Origin of the sequence: Modestobacter sp. VKM Ac-2979, assembly GCF_026967995.1 — a bacterium.
In the GTDB taxonomy this organism is placed as follows: domain Bacteria; phylum Actinomycetota; class Actinomycetes; order Mycobacteriales; family Geodermatophilaceae; genus Modestobacter.
The window spans coordinates 538,198-552,568 of the sequence record NZ_JAPVBO010000001.1; the positions used below are offsets into that span (position 1 = coordinate 538,198).

12 protein-coding genes are annotated in these 14,371 nt (G+C 72.1%); 5 read left to right on the forward strand and 7 right to left on the reverse strand.

The window, feature by feature from the left end; genetic code table 11:
• Positions 1–86 precede the first annotated feature (86 nt).
• The 3 genes from O2W15_RS02675 (at position 87) to O2W15_RS02685 (ending at position 2,986) form a co-directional block, all read left to right on the forward strand.
• A complete protein-coding gene (locus tag O2W15_RS02675) occupies positions 87–1,766 on the forward strand; it encodes a nitrite/sulfite reductase (protein WP_269178280.1) in 1,680 nt (559 codons plus the stop codon).
• Between the two features lie 163 nt (positions 1,767–1,929).
• Positions 1,930–2,643 (forward strand): phosphoadenylyl-sulfate reductase, encoded by a 714-nt coding sequence (locus O2W15_RS02680; RefSeq protein ID WP_269164946.1) that lies wholly within the window; start codon positions 1,930–1,932, stop codon positions 2,641–2,643.
• Between the two features lie 31 nt (positions 2,644–2,674).
• Positions 2,675–2,986 (forward strand): 4a-hydroxytetrahydrobiopterin dehydratase, encoded by a 312-nt coding sequence (locus tag O2W15_RS02685; protein ID WP_269178281.1) that lies wholly within the window; start codon positions 2,675–2,677, stop codon positions 2,984–2,986.
• A gap of 91 nt (positions 2,987–3,077) precedes the next feature.
• On the opposite strand, the gene O2W15_RS02690 is transcribed toward O2W15_RS02685, so the two are convergent.
• The 4 genes from O2W15_RS02690 to O2W15_RS02705 form a co-directional block, all read right to left on the reverse strand.
• Complete coding sequence (locus O2W15_RS02690; RefSeq protein WP_269178282.1) at positions 3,078–5,309, reverse strand: PhoX family protein; 2,232 nt, start codon at positions 5,307–5,309, stop codon at positions 3,078–3,080.
• A gap of 190 nt (positions 5,310–5,499) precedes the next feature.
• Positions 5,500–7,731 (reverse strand): PhoX family protein, encoded by a 2,232-nt coding sequence (locus tag O2W15_RS02695; protein WP_269178283.1) that lies wholly within the window; start codon positions 7,729–7,731, stop codon positions 5,500–5,502.
• Positions 7,732–7,963: 232 nt separating this feature from the next.
• Entirely contained in the window at positions 7,964–8,368 is a 405-nt protein-coding gene (locus tag O2W15_RS02700; protein WP_269178284.1) for a DUF3037 domain-containing protein, read from the reverse strand.
• On the reverse strand, positions 8,365–9,234 hold the full coding sequence (locus tag O2W15_RS02705) for a HipA family kinase (protein ID WP_269178285.1): 870 nt from the start codon (positions 9,232–9,234) through the stop codon (positions 8,365–8,367). The genes O2W15_RS02700 and O2W15_RS02705 overlap by 4 nt, the downstream gene beginning before the upstream one ends.
• Positions 9,235–9,274: 40 nt before the next feature.
• Here O2W15_RS02705 and O2W15_RS02710 point away from each other — a divergent pair, with 40 nt between their 5' ends.
• Entirely contained in the window at positions 9,275–9,823 is a 549-nt protein-coding gene (locus O2W15_RS02710; protein ID WP_269178286.1) for a DUF1990 family protein, read from the forward strand.
• Positions 9,824–9,825: 2 nt separating this feature from the next.
• On the opposite strand, the gene O2W15_RS02715 is transcribed toward O2W15_RS02710, so the two are convergent.
• A complete protein-coding gene (locus tag O2W15_RS02715) occupies positions 9,826–10,695 on the reverse strand; it encodes a formate/nitrite transporter family protein (protein WP_269164953.1) in 870 nt (289 codons plus the stop codon).
• Between the two features lie 178 nt (positions 10,696–10,873).
• On the opposite strand from O2W15_RS02715, the gene O2W15_RS02720 reads away from it, so the two are divergent.
• On the forward strand, positions 10,874–12,985 hold the full coding sequence (locus O2W15_RS02720; RefSeq protein WP_269178287.1) for a catalase: 2,112 nt from the start codon (positions 10,874–10,876) through the stop codon (positions 12,983–12,985).
• Positions 12,986–13,032: 47 nt separating this feature from the next.
• Here the strand turns inward: O2W15_RS02720 and O2W15_RS02725 are convergent, their stop codons facing one another.
• Both O2W15_RS02725 and O2W15_RS02730 read right to left on the reverse strand, forming a co-directional pair.
• Entirely contained in the window at positions 13,033–13,758 is a 726-nt protein-coding gene (locus O2W15_RS02725) for an FAD-binding oxidoreductase (RefSeq protein WP_269178288.1), read from the reverse strand.
• Entirely contained in the window at positions 13,751–14,362 is a 612-nt protein-coding gene (locus tag O2W15_RS02730) for a sulfite oxidase-like oxidoreductase (RefSeq protein WP_269164956.1), read from the reverse strand. Before O2W15_RS02730 ends, O2W15_RS02725 begins: the two co-directional genes overlap by 8 nt.
• Positions 14,363–14,371 lie beyond the last annotated feature (9 nt).

Here is a 14,371-nt window from a genome sequence, read left to right on the forward strand (position 1 = left end):
CCCGCTCCCCCGCAGCTTCCCTGCTGCACCCACACCCGGCCGCGTCGCGCACGCTCGGCGTGCTGGCGCAGAGGAGAACGACTGACGTGTCGACCCCCACCCGCAGCAGCAACCGCCCCGTCCGCGGACAGGGTCAGTGGGCGCTGGGCTACCGCGAGCCGCTGAACCCGAACGAGCGGATGAAGAAGGACTCCGACGGGTTGGACGTGCGCCAGCGGATCCTGGACATCTACGCGCACACCGGTTTCGACGGCATCGACCCCGGCGACCTGCGCGGCCGGATGCGCTGGATGGGCCTGTACACCCAGCGGGCCCAGGGCATCCCCGGCGGCAAGACCGCCGTGCTGGAGGCCGAGGAGCTCGAGGACTCCTACTTCATGATGCGGGCCCGCATCGACGGCGGGGCGCTGACCAGTGAGTCGCTCCGGGTCATCGGCGGGATCAGCACCGAGTTCGGCCGGGACGTCGCCGACGTCACCGACCGCCAGAACGTCCAGTACCACTGGATCCGGATCGAGGACGTGCCGGAGATCTGGCGACGGCTCGAGTCGGTCGGCCTCAGCACGATGGAGGCCTGCGGAGACGTCCCGCGCGTGATGCTGAACTGCCCGATGGCGGGGGTCCTCGCCGACGAGGTGATCGACGCCTCCGAGGTGCTGGCCGAGACGGTCGCGAAGTACCTGGGCGACCCGGCGTTCAGCAACCTGCCGCGCAAGTGGAAGACGTCGATGTCCGGCTGCGTCGACCACTGCACCGAGCCCGAGATCGACGACGTCTCCTTCGTCGGCGTGGTGAACGAGGCCGGCGAGGCCGGTTACGACCTGTGGGTCGGCGGCGGCCTGTCCACCAACCCGATGTTCGCCAAGCGGATCGGCGTCTTCGTCCGCCCCGACCAGGTCACCGACGTCTGGGCCGGCTGCACCTCGATCTTCCGCGACTACGGCTACCGCCGGTCCCGCAACCACGCCCGGATCAAGTTCCTGATGGCCGACTGGGGCCCGGAGAAGTTCCGCCAGGTGCTGCAGGACGAGTACCTGCACGCCGAGCTGCCCGACGGCCCGGCTCCCGCACCGGCTGAGCACGACCAGCGCGACCACGTCGGGGTCAGCAAGCAGAAGGACGGCAACAACGCGCTGGGCTTCGCGCTGCGCACCGGCCGGATCAGCGGCACGCTGCTCACCCGGATCGCCGACCTCGCCGAGGAGTACGGCACCCAGGGCGGGCGCATCCGGACCACGACCCAGCAGAAGCTGGTCATCCTCGACGTCCCCGACGACCGGGTCGAGGACCTGGTCGCCGCGCTGGCCGAGCACGACCTGCTGGTGCGCCCGAGCGCCTTCCGCCGCGGCACCATGGCCTGCACCGGGCTGGAGTTCTGCAAGCTCGCGATCGTCGAGACCAAGCAGCACGCCCAGGAGCTCTACGCCGAGCTGGAGCGCCGGCTGCCGGAGTTCGACGAGCCGATCGGGATCAACGTCAACGGCTGCCCGAACAGCTGCGCCCGGTTCCAGACCGCCGACATCGGCTTCAAGGGCATGATCGTCCGCAACGCCGCAGGTGAGAGCGTCGAGGGCTTCCAGGTCCACCTGGGCGGCCACCTCGGTGTCGACGCCTCCTTCGGCCGGAAGTTCCGCGGCCACAAGATCACCAAGGAGGAGACCGCGGACTACTGCGAGCGCGTGCTCCGCGGCTACCTGGACCGCCGTGAGCCCGGCGAGCGGTTCGCTGCCTACGTGGCGCGGGCCGACGATGAGTGGCTGGTGTGACAGACAGCACGTCCGGAAGGACGCGCCAGCTGCCACCGTTCCACTGTCCGTACTGCGGCGAAGAAGACCTCACCCCGCACGGTGACGATGCGACCGGCTGGCACTGCGGTGCCTGCCTGCGGACCTTCACCCTGCGGCTGACCGGAACGGGGGTGCAGCACCCATGACGATCGCGATCACCACACCGACGCCGGAGCTCGCGGCCGAGGCCGATGCGCGCTTCGAGGGCATCACCGACCCGGTCGAGCAGGCGCTGGCCGTGCTCACCTGGGCCGGGGAGACGTTCGGCGACTCCTTCGCCATCACCTCCTCGATGGCCGACGGGCTGCTGGCGCACCTGGCCAGCCGCGCCGTCCCCGGCGTGAACGTCGTCTTCCTCGACACCGGCTACCACTTCGCCGAGACGATCGGCACCCGTGACTGGATCACCGGCGTCCTGCCGATCACCCTGCACAACGTCCAGCCGCTGCTGACCGTCGCCGAGCAGGACGCCGAGCACGGGCCCAAGCTCTTCGAGCGCGACCCCGACCTCTGCTGCTCGATGCGCAAGGTGCAGCCGCTGGCGCAGGCGCTGGCCGGCTTCACCGCCTGGGGGTCGGGCGTGCGCCGCGACGAGTCCGCGACCCGGACGGGCACCCGGGTCGTCGACTGGGACGCCAAGCGCGGCATGGTCAAGGTCAACCCGTTGGCCGCCTGGACCCAGGACGACGTCGACGGCTACGTCGCCGAGCACCAGGTGCCGGTCAACCCGCTGTCGGAGATCGGCTACGCCTCGATCGGCTGCGCACCCTGCACCCGCCCGGTCGCCCCGGGCGAGGACCCGCGCGCCGGCCGCTGGGCCGGCAAGAACAAGGTCGAGTGCGGGCTGCACACCTGATCCTGTCGGACCCGGCGAGCACACTGCCGGCATGGCCCGCCGCATCCTGCTGACCCCTGACGAGCTCTCCGACGCCCTGGAGGAACTGCCCGGGTGGGCGGGGGACGTCCACGGCATCCACCGCAGGGTGAAGGGGATCGACTTCCGCAGCGCAGCCCGGTGCGTGGTGGCCCTGGCCGACGTCGCCGAGGAGCTGGACCACCACCCCGACGTCGAGATCAGCTACGGCAACCTCACCGTCCACCTGATCACCCACTCGGTGGACGGGGTGACCGAGCTCGACGTGGAGTTCGCCCGTCGGGCCGACCTCCATCTGGACGACCAGTCCGACGACGGCGTGTAGGGCACCCCCGGGGGCGCAGCCGCGAGGAGCCCGGCCGCTGTCCGCGGCCGGGCTCCTGGTCAGCTGGTCAGCTGGTCAGCTGGTCAGCTGGTCAGCTGCCGATCCGACCCCCGTCGGGCCGGAAGACGACCGCCACGCTGGGCCGGGGGAACGGCCGGTCGGCCAACCGGTCCGGCCAGGTGCTGGACGGCGACTCACGCGTCGACCCGGTCGTCTCGCCGGGGTGCTGCACCGAGACGAAGACCGAGCGGGAGTCCGGGGTGATCAGCGGCCCGCTGCACTCCGCACCGACCGGCACCGTGAGGAACGCCTTGAGGTGACCGCGCTCCGCTCCGGCCGTCGGCACGGCGAAGAGCCCGTCGTTGGTCCCGGCGTAGGTGCCGACCTCCCGGTTCCGGGTGGAGAGCACGTTCCCGTCGGTGGAGATCCACAGGTTGCCGGACAGGTCGAACTCCAGGTTGTCCGGGCAGGACAGGGCACTGACCTGGGACTTGTCGTAGCCGGCGAAGTACGTCCCCGGGGTCTCCGGGTCACCGGCCACGATGAACACCCGCCAGTAGAAGTCGTCCCCGGCGATCCCGTCGGTCTCCAGCCACTCCAGCACGTGGCCGTTCCGGTTCCCGTCCCGCAACTCGTAGGTGCCGTCCTCGACGTCGAAGGCGAAGGACCGGGACACCGGGTTGGGCTCGTCGGCGACCTCGCGCTGGGAGTTGTTGGTCAGCGCGGCGTAGACCCGGCCGTTGACCGGGTTCACCTGGATGTCCTCGGGCCGGTCCATCCGGGTGGGTAGCTGGGACGGGTCGACGACCACGGGTGCGGCCGGGTCGGGGAAGTCGCCGTTGGCGTCCAGCTCCTTGCCCAGCCGGTCGGCGGCCAACCGGGTGAAGGTGAGCACCCAGGGCACCGACTTGCCCGGGACCATCGACTGCCCGTCCTTGACCAGCGGAAGCCACTGGCCGGTGCCGTCGAACTCACCGTCGGCCGGCACGGTCGCCAGGCCGTCGATCTGCTCCGGCGGCGAGTCGCCGGTGAAGCGAGCGACGTAGAGGTCGCCCTCCTCCAGCAGGGTCATGTTGTGCGCGCGCGACGCACGGTCGATGCCTGGCCGGTAGCGCGCCTTGGACACGAACTTGTAGATGTAGTCGAACCGCTCGTCGTCACCGGAGTACGCCACGACCCGGCCGTCCTCGGCGATCTGGACGTTGGCGCCCTCGTGCTTGAACCGACCGAGGGCGGTGCGCTTCTTCGGGGTGGACGTGGGGTCGTACGGGTCGAGCTCCACGACGTAGCCGAAGCGGTTCACCTCGTTGGGCTCGCGGGTGAGGTCGAAGCGAGGGTCGATCTCGTCCCACCGGCGGCCGGGGAGCTCCTCGGTGGAGATCCCGTAGCGGGCCAGCCGGGGTTCCCGCGGGTCCTCCGTGATGACCGTCGACGTCCCGAAGTACTGGTTGAAGTTCTCCTCCCCGTGCAGGGTGGTGCCCCACGGCGTCGTCCCTCCGGCGCAGTTGTTCAGCGTCCCGAGGACGTGCCGGCCCGCCGGGTCGGCGCTGGTCCGCACGTACTCGGACCCGGCCACCGGCCCGGTCAGCTCCAGGGTGGTCATCGCGGTGACCCGGCGGTTGCGCTTCCCCCGCCGGTCGGGAAGCCAGTTGCCCGTGTCCCCGTCCCGGGCCAGCTCGACGACCGAGATGCCGTGGGCCATCATCGCGATGCGCTTCTGCGCCTCGGTGGTGGGCGCCTCCTCGTCCGCCACGCCGGCGAACATCAGCTGCTCGTCGGTGTACTCGTGGTTGACCACCAGCAGCGCCCGCCGCCCCTTCCGGTCCAGCGGCAGCAGCCCGATGTAGTCGCAGTTGTAGCCGAACTGCATGGCCTGGGCCTCGGGCGTCTGGGCGTCGACGTCGAAGTCCGGGGCGTCCGGGAGCACCGGGTCGCCCCAGCGCATCACCACGCCGTAGGTGTAGCCGGTGGCGGTGACCAGTTCGTCGAGCAGGTTCTGCTCGACCGGCTCGAAGGTGAGCGGCGCGTTGGGCGCCGGCCGCCAGTTCAGCAGATCCGCCTCGTTTGCCCGTGCCGGGGCGGCCTGCAGCGGACCGGCCGCCACGACCAGGGCCCCGGCCCCGGCGGCCTTCAGCATGGTCCGCCGGCTGAACGCGCCCTCGACGACCTCACCGATGGTGGGGTTGCCCGTGGTGTTCGGCACGGGGGTGTCGCAGGCGTTGCCGCACTTGTAGTAGCACGTCGTGTGGCTGCGGCTGCCGTGCCGTACGGAGTTCAGCAGCGGCAGCAGCAGACGGCGGCGGGCGGGGACGATGTCCGTCATGGGAGGGGTCCTCTGGTCGGGTGGACGGTCCGACCCCGGACGCTAGGAAGGCCCACCCACCCATCCGGTGAACGGCAGCAGAAACCAGGGTGACCGGTGGGGTCCCTGGGGACGACCGGGCGTGTCGCGCCGAGGCACTGGCGCAGCAGGAGCCCGGCCGCAGGTACAGCCGGGCTCCTGCGTCACCGGGTCAGCTGCCGATCCGACCGCCGTCGGGCCGGAAGACGACCGCCACGCTGGGCCGCGGGTACGGCCGCTCGGCCAGCCGGTCCGGCCAGGTGCTCGACGGCGCCTCCCGGGTCGACCCGGGCGTCTCCCCGGGGTGCTGCACCGCGACGAAGACCGAGCGGACGTCCGGGGTGATCAGCGGACCGCTGCACTCCGCACCGATCGGCACCGTCAGGAACGCCTTGAGGTGGCCACGCTCCGGCCCCGCCGTGGGCACGGCGAAGAGCCCGTCGTTCGTCCCGGCGTACGTGCCGACCTCCCGGTTCCTCGTCGAGAGCACGGTCCCGTCGGTCGAGATCCACAGGTTGCCGGCGGGGTCGAACTCGAGGTTGTCCGGGCACGAGAGGGCACTGACCTGCGTCTTGTCGTAGCCGGCGAAGTAGGTCCCCGGGGTCTCCGGGTCACCGGCCACGATGAACACCCGCCAGTAGAAGTCGTCCCCGGCGATCCCGTCGGTCTCCAGCCACTCCAGCACGTGGCCGTTCCGGTTCCCGTCCCGCAACTCGTAGGTGCCGTCCTCGAGGTCGAAGGCGAAGGACCGGGACACCGGGTTCGCCTCGTCGGCCACCTCGCGCTGGGAGTTGTTGGTCAGCGCGGCGTAGACCCGCCCGTTGACCGGGTTCACCTGGATGTCCTCGGGCCGGTCCATCCGGGTGGGCAGCTGGGACGGGTCGACGACCACGGGTGCGGCCGGGTCGGGGAAGTCGCCGTTGGCGTCCAGCTGCTTGCCCAGCCGGTCGGCGGCCAGCCGGGTGAAGGTGAGCACCCAGGGCACCGACTTGCCGGGGATCATCGACTGCCCGTCCTTGACCAGCGGGAGCCACTGGCCGGTGCCGTCGAACTCACCGTCGGCGGGCAGCGTCGCGAGGCCGTCGATCTGCTCGGGCGGCGAGTCGCCGGTGAAGCGTCCGACGTAGAGGTCCCCCTCCTCCAGCAGCGTCATGTTGTGCGCGCGCGACGCGCGGTCGAAGCCGGGCCGGTAGCGCTTCTTCGACACGAACTTGTAGATGTAGTCGAACCGCTCGTCGTCGCCGGAGTAGGCGACCACGCGTCCGTCCTCGGCGATCCGGACGTTGGCCCCCTCGTGCTTGAAGCGCCCGAGCGCCGTCCGCTTCTTCGGCGTGGAAGTGGGGTCGTACGGGTCGAGTTCCACGATGTACCCGAAGCGGTTGGGCTCGTTGGGCTCCTGGGTGACGTCGAAGCGGGAATCGACCTGGTCCCACCGGCGGCCGCCGGGCTCCTCCGTGGAGATCCCGTAGCGCGACCACCGCGGCTCCCTCGGGTCCTCCGCGAACGGCGTCGACGGCCCGAAGTACTGGTTGAAGTTCTCCTCCCCGTGCAGGGTGGTGCCCCACGGCGTCGTGCCGCCGGCACAGTTGTTCAGCGTCCCGAGGACGTGGCGGCCCGCCGGGTCGGCGTTGGTCTGCACGTACTCCGAGCCGGCCGCCGGTCCGGTGAGCTCGAAGGTCGTCGCCGGCGTCAGCCGACGGTTGCGCTTCCCCCGCGGGTCCGGTCGCCAGTTGCCCGAGTCCCCGTCCCGGTGCAGCTCCACGACCGAGAGCCCGTGGGCCATCATCGCGATGCGCTTCTGCTGGTCGGTGGTGGGCGCGTCCTCGTCCGCCACGCCCGCGAACATGAGCTGCTCGTTGGTGTACTCGTGGTTGACCACGATCAGCGCCCGGCGCCCGCTCCGGTCCAGGGGCAGCACTCCGATGTAGTCGCAGTTGTAGCCGAACTGCTTCGCCTGGGCCTCCGGCGTCTGGTTGTCGACGTCGAACTCCGGTGCACCCGGTTCCACCGGATCGCCCCAGCGCAGGACGACGGCGTACTCGTAGCCGGTGGCGGTGACGAGCTCGTCGAGGAAGTTCTGCTCGACCGGCTCGAAGGTGAGCGGTGCCTCCGGGTGCGGCTGCCAGCCTCCGCCCGGCCCCCCGGTGGCCAGCGCGGGCGTGGTGCGCAACGGCCCCGCCGCCACGACCAGCGCCCCGGCGCCGGCGGCCTTCAGCAGGGTCCGCCGGCTGAAGGCGCTCTCGACGACCTCGCCGATGGTCGGGTTGTCCGACTTGTTCGGCACTGGGACGTCACAGGCGTTGCCGCACTTGTAGTGGCACGTCGTGTGCGTCCGACTGCCATGGCGGAAGGAGTCCAGGAGAGGGAGAAGCAGACGACGGCGGGTGGGCGCGATGTCCGTCATGGGAAGTCCTCTGGTCAGGTGGGGCGCTGAGGACCGGGACGCTAAGTGACGTGCATCACTCTCTCGACGGGCGGGGGGCGAATGCTGGGTGACCCGTGGGATCCCGGCGGGGCGTCTGAGCGCATCGTGTCGAGCCGCAAACGCTGAGTAGCCACCGCCTGGGACGGGTGCGGCGTCGGGGCCGCGGCCACGCCACCGGAGCGGACAGGACCGCGCTCCTCGGACCGGGAGGTCAGGCCCGGACGGGGAGGACCAGCAGCCGCAGCAGGCGGTCGGCCTCGGCGTCCGGGTCGGCGGTGAGCCCGGTGTGCACGGCGCTGGGCTGGACGACCGTGCTGCGCGGCGCGGTCAGCCAGCGGAACCGCGACCCCAGCGCCTCCCGCCCGGCGGCGCCCGCCCCGACCGCGGCGGAGCAGACGTCGGCCGCCGCCTGCAGCGCGGCGGTGATCGCCACCGGGTCCGCGGTCGGGTCGAGCGCGCGCAGCCGGTCGACGTCCAGGTGCAGCCGGGAGCCCAGGTAGTCCCGCTGCCGGCAGTAGACGAGCACCCCGGCGTTGAACGACTCCCCACGCTCGACCCGCGGCACCACCCGGAGCACCGCGTACTCGAAGGTGTCCCTGAGTGTCACAGCCCTCATCGCTGGGTCACGCCCTCCGGCGGCGGCGGGCCGAGCCAGGTCGGCCGGTTCTCCCCCCGCGGCGCGGTCCGTCGTCCCGCTCCTCCGGTCGCGGCCGCCGCGACGACGCCGGGGATCCAGGCCTCGCGGGCGGCCAGCCGCTGCAGCAACTGCCCGACGTAGCGGGCGCGGACCTCGTCGGCGGGCTCCGCGGCCGTCGGTCCCTCCAGCCACGCATCGGGCACCTGCGCCAGCACCTCGGTGAGCAGCGGGCCGGTGACCTGCGGGGCCAGCGCGGCGTCGGCGGCCACGACGTCGGGGTCGCACTCCACCAGCGCGTGCTGGGCCGCGTCGTACGCGCGGGGGACGGCGGCGGGCGCCCCCGGCCAGTTGTGGTGGAACGTCAGCGCGGCACCGTGGTCGATCAGGTGCAGCCGCCCGTGCCAGAAGAGCATGTTCGGGTTCCGCCACGACCGGTCGACGTTGCCGATCAGCGCGTCGAACCAGAGCACCCGCCCGGCCAGCTCCGGGTCGACCTGGGCCGCACCCGCCTCGAAGTCCAGTGCACCGGGCAGGTAGTCCATCCCGAGGTTGGTGCCCGCGGAGTTGCGCAGCAGCTCCTGGACCTCCTGGTCCGGCTCCCCCACCGCCAGCTCCGGGACGACGTCCACCGTCACCAGCGCGGGCACCGGCAGGGAGAGCCGGCGGGCCAGCTCCCCGCAGACCACCTCGGCGGCCAGCACCTTCACGCCCTGCCCGGCAGCCCGCCACTTGACCACGTAGGTGCCGAGGTCGTCGGCCTCCATGAGCCCCGGCAGCGAGCCACCCTCGCGCAGCGGGGTGACGTAGCGGGTGGCGGAGACGGCGGGGAGCACAGTGCTGCGCACCCTACCGGCGGGCCGGGGCCCGTCCGGGGACACTGACGCGGTGGGACTCCTCCGCCGCACGACGCTGCCGCAGCTGGCCGACGCGCCGTTCACCTACCCGGAGGTCGGGGCCACACAGGAGGCGACGCTGCCCGCCGGCTACGACCACGTCGAGCGGTCCGTCGTCGTCGGTTCGGGCCGGGCGGAGTTCGACCGGGCCGGGGCTGCGGTGTTCCGCTGGGCCGCTCAGCGCGGCGCGGGCCTGCGGGTCCTGGCCGACGGGCCGGCCAGCACCCCGGGCACGGTCGTGCTGATGACCGCGGGGCTGCGCCGGCTGGGGCTGGACATCCCCTGCCGGGTGGTGTGGGCGGTCGACGAGCCCGCTCGGCGCGGGTTCGGTTACGGCACGCTGCCCGGGCACCCGGAGAGCGGTGAGGAGTGCTTCGTCGTCACGCTGGAGCCCGGTGGCGACGTCGTCTACACGCTGCGGGCGTTCTCCCGGCTGGCGACGCCGCTGGCCCGGCTGGGCGCGCCGGTCAGCCGGCGGGTGCAGCGACTGGCCCTGGACCGCTACGTCGTGGCGATCCGTCGGGCCGCGCAGGCCGGCTGACCTCAGTGGCCGGCCTTGGCCCGCTCCTCCTTGATCATGTCCTTGCTGCGGACCAGCCGGAGCAGGGTGACCACGAACAACCCGCCGGCCATGTTGAGCAGCACGGTGTACCAGAGCCAGGCCAGCCAGTCGCCGTAGCCGAACGGCGCCCCGGCGTGCAGCGCGGCGAAGATGATCAGTGAGTCCAGGATCGAGTGGAACAGCTGCAGCCCGGCAAGCACGAAGGCGCCGCCGATCGCAGCCACGATCTTGGCGGGGTCGGACTCCGTGCCGTGCTGCATCCGGGTCATCAGCGTGATGGCGATCCCGGCCAGGAAGGCCAGCGACGCCGACTGCAGGTCCAGCGGCGACTCCACGAAGTGGACGGCGCTCTCGATCGCGGTGGCCCGCAGGTCCGGGAAGGCCCGGACGACCAGCCACATGAACACCCAGCCGCCCAGCAGGTTGGCCACCAGGGTGCCGCCCCAGAGCTTGCCCAGCTGGGCGAAGCTGGCCCGACCGGCGGCCACGGCGGTCACCGGGACGAGGAAGCCCTCGGTGAACAACTCGCTGCGGGCCAGCAGGAGGGCGATGAAGCCCACCGAGAAGGCCAGCCCGGCCAGCAGGTGGCTGCCCGTCTCGGCGTAGACGGCGAAGAGCAGCAGCACCCCGGTGCCGACCTCCAGCCCGCCGGCGAAGCCGGTGGTGAGCACCTCACGCCAGTTGCGGTGCAGTCGCTGCGCACCGTCGCTGACGATGGCGTCGAAGGCCTCTTGCAGCTCGTCCTCGGTGGCGCCGTCGGCGTCGCCGAGCTCCTCGCGCGCCGCGTCGGTGTCGGCGAACTCCTCGTTGGAGGGGTTGGTCTCCCCGAGGTCCTCACGGGTGGTGCCCACGGTGCTCTCCTGCCACGACGGCCGGGCAGTCGGGCGCCGCGGTCCTGCGCGGGCCTACCCGCTGCCGACCCGACCACACCCGACACCGACCACGTCACACGTCGTCGGGCGCCGTTTCTGCACCGCCGAGGACCGGGTAGCGGACCTCGACCCCTCCTCCGAGCACAGGAGCTCCCGCATGCCCCCGAAGCGCCAGCCCGACCAGTCCGCCCCGGCCACCGTGAGCGCCACCGGCGTGGCCTACGAGGGCCCCGAGAAGGGCCGGGACCCCCGCGCCCAGGCCGGCGAGTTCCTCACCACGCCCAACGGCGTGCGCATCCCGGACACCGACCACTCGCTGAAGGCGGGACGCCGCGGGCCGGTGCTGCTGGAGGACTTCCACCTCCGCGAGAAGATCATGCACTTCGACCACGAGCGGATCCCGGAGCGCGTGGTGCACGCCCGCGGCGCCGGGGCGCACGGCGTCTTCACCGCCTACGGCAACGCGGCCGGGGTCACCCGGGCCGCGGTGCTGGCCGAGGAGGGCCTGGAGACGCCGGTGTTCGTCCGGTTCTCGACGGTGCTGGGCTCGCGCGGCTCGGCCGACACCGTGCGCGACACCCGCGGTTTCGCGACGAAGTTCTACACCAAGGAAGGCACCTGGGACCTGGTCGGCAACAACATGCCGGTCTTCTTCATCCAGGACGCGATCAAGTTCCCCGACATCATCCACGCCGGGAAGCCGCACCCGGACCGGGAGATCCCGCAGGCGCAGTCGGCCCACGACACGTTCTGGGACTTCGTCTCCCTGCACACCGAGGCGACCCACCACACGATCTGGAACATGAGCGACCGGGGCATCCCGCGCTCCTACCGGACGATGGAGGGCTTCGGCATCCACACCTTCCGGCTGGTCAACGCCGACGGCGAGACGTCGCTGGTCAAGTTCCACTGGAAGCCCAAGCTCGGCGTGCACTCCCTCATCTGGGAGGAGGCGCAGATCGCCGCCGGCGTCGACCCGGACTTCCACCGCCGCGACCTGGCCGACGCCATCGAGGCCGGCGCGTACCCGGAGTGGGAGCTCGGCGTCCAGGTCATGCCGGACACCGACGAGGAGACCTTCGAGGGGATCGACCTGCTCGACCCCACCAAGATCGTCCCCGAGGAGCTCTGCCCGGTGCAGCGGATCGGGAAGCTGGTGCTGACCGGCAACCCGACGAACTACTTCGCCGAGACCGAGCAGGTCGCCTTCCACACCGGTCACCTGGTGCCCGGCATCGAGGGCACCAACGACCCGCTGCTGCAGGGCCGCAACTTCTCCTACCTGGACACCCAGCTGAGCCGGCTCGGTGGCCCGAACTTCACCCAGATCCCGATCAACCGCCCGCACGCCCCGGTCAACGACAACTCCCGGGACGGCTTCCACCAGCACGGGATCCCCGAGGGCCTGGCGGCGTACAAGCCGAACAGCGTGGACGACGACTCCCCCGCCCTCGCCGACGCGAGCCAGGCGGCCTACGTGCACGTCCCGCGGAAGGTCGCCGGCGAGGTGGTCCGGGGCGCCCCGGCGTCCTTCGACGACCACTTCTCGCACGCCGCGCTGTTCTACGCGAGCCTCTCGGCGGACGAGCAGAAGCACGTCGCGGAGGCGTACACGTTCGAGCTCGGCAAGGTCTACGAGCAGGCGATCAAGGAGCGCACGCTCGGCGTGCTGGCGAAGATCGACACCGAGCTGTGTCGGGCGGTGGCCGAGGGCCTCGGCCTCCCGGCACCGGAGGGGACGCCGGTGGAGCACCTGGCGCCCAGCCCGGCGCTGGCCCAGGTGACCGGGGAGTCCTACCCGATTGAGGGCCGGCTGGTCGGCGTCGTCGCCGGCCCCGGCGCCGACATCGCCGGGGTCACCGCGCTGCGCGAGGCGCTGGAGGCCGAGGGCGCGATGACCAAGCTGATCGCCCCCACCGGCGGCGAGCTGAGCGACGGGGGCGCCACCGAGGTCGTGGAGCGGACCTTCGTGACCGCGCGGTCGGTCGAGTTCGACGCGGTCGTGGTCGCCGGCGGTGCGCCGAAGGAGAAGGACGTGAAGTCGGTCGTCCTGCTGCTGGAGAGCTACCGCCAGCTCAAGGCGATCGGCGCGTGGGGCGACGGCGCCGACGTGCTGACCGCCACCGGCATCGACGTCGACGGCCCCGGCGTGCTCACCGCGGACAGCGCCGGCGCCCTGGCCGGTGACCTGATCGCCGCGATGGGCAAGCACCGCGTCTGGGAGCGGGCGCCGCTGGTGACCGCCTCGCAGGTGCCGCCGGCCGCCTGACCCGCACCGGGTGCCGGGACGCAGGCGACTGCGTCCCGGCACCCCGGTCAGCGCTTGGGCAGCTCCAGCGCCGACGGCCCGAACCGCTCCACCCGCACCGACTCCGGCGGCAGCCCCAGCCCCACCAGGAGCTGACTGGCCGACTCGGCGAAGCCCGCGGACCCGCACACGAAGGCGGTCTGCCCGGGCTCCCACAGCGGGAGCAGGTCCATCGCGGTCAACCGGGCCCCCGGGCGGATGCCGTGCGTCTCCCGGGTGAGCGCGATCAGCGCGCCTGCCTCGACCAGCTCGTCGGCGTAGGGCAGCTCGGCGAGCGTGCGGGCGGAGACCGCCACCCGGAGCAGGTCCAGCCTGCCCAGCGCCCGGGCGTGCCGGACCATCGCGACCAGCGGTACGACGCCGCTCCCCCCACCGACCAGCAGTGCCGGGGTGACGCCGTCCCAGACGAACCAGCCACCGATCGGGCCGCGGACCTCCAGCTCGTCACCGGGCTCCACGACGTCGGCGAGGTAGGTGGAGACCTCGCCGTCGTCCAGCCGCTCGACGAACAGCTCCACCAGCGGGTCACCCGGCGCCGAGGCCAGCGAGTACGAACGCTGCGCGGTGTACCCGTCCTCGGCGGTCAGCCGGAGGACGTAGTGCTGGCCGGGCAGGTGGTCGATGCGGTCGTGCACGTCCAGCCGCAGCTCCACCGCCCGGGCGATCGGCCGGCGCAGCCCGGCGACCGTCGCCGTCCGCCATCCCCCGGCCGGCGCGCGTCCTCCATCAGTCACCCTGGTACCGCTGCTGCTTCCACGGGTCGCCGCGGTCGTGGTAGCCGTTCTGCTCCCAGAAGCCGGGCTGGTCGCGCTTGAGCACGGTGATCCGGCTGATCCACTTGGCGCTCTTCCAGAAGTACAGGTGCGGCACCAGCATCCGCACCGGCCCGCCGTGCTCGGCGGTCAACGGCTTGCCGTCGAACTCCCACACCAGCCACGCCTTGCCACCGGTGACGTCCTCGATCGGCAGGTTCGTGGTGTAGCCGGTCTTGGACGTCGCCATCACGAACCGGCCCTCGGCCGTGGGCTGGGCGATGTCGAGCAGCGAGTCGACGCTGATGCCCCCGAACCGGGTGTCGAACTTCGACCAGGTGGTGACGCAGTGGATGTCACCGCGGTACTCGGCCGACGGCAGCGCGTGCGCCTCGTCCCAGGTCCAGGTGGTCGGGGTGGCCACCTCGCCGTCGACGGTGATGCTCCAGGTCTCCGGGGCGATCCGGGGCGTGGGCTCGGCGGTCAGCACCGGCCAGTCACTGCCGGCGTCGTACTGGCCGGGTGGGAGCCGGGGGTCTCCGGCCGCGCGGCGGCGGCCGAGGAAGCCGCGGGTTGGTCCAGGCACGTCGTCGTC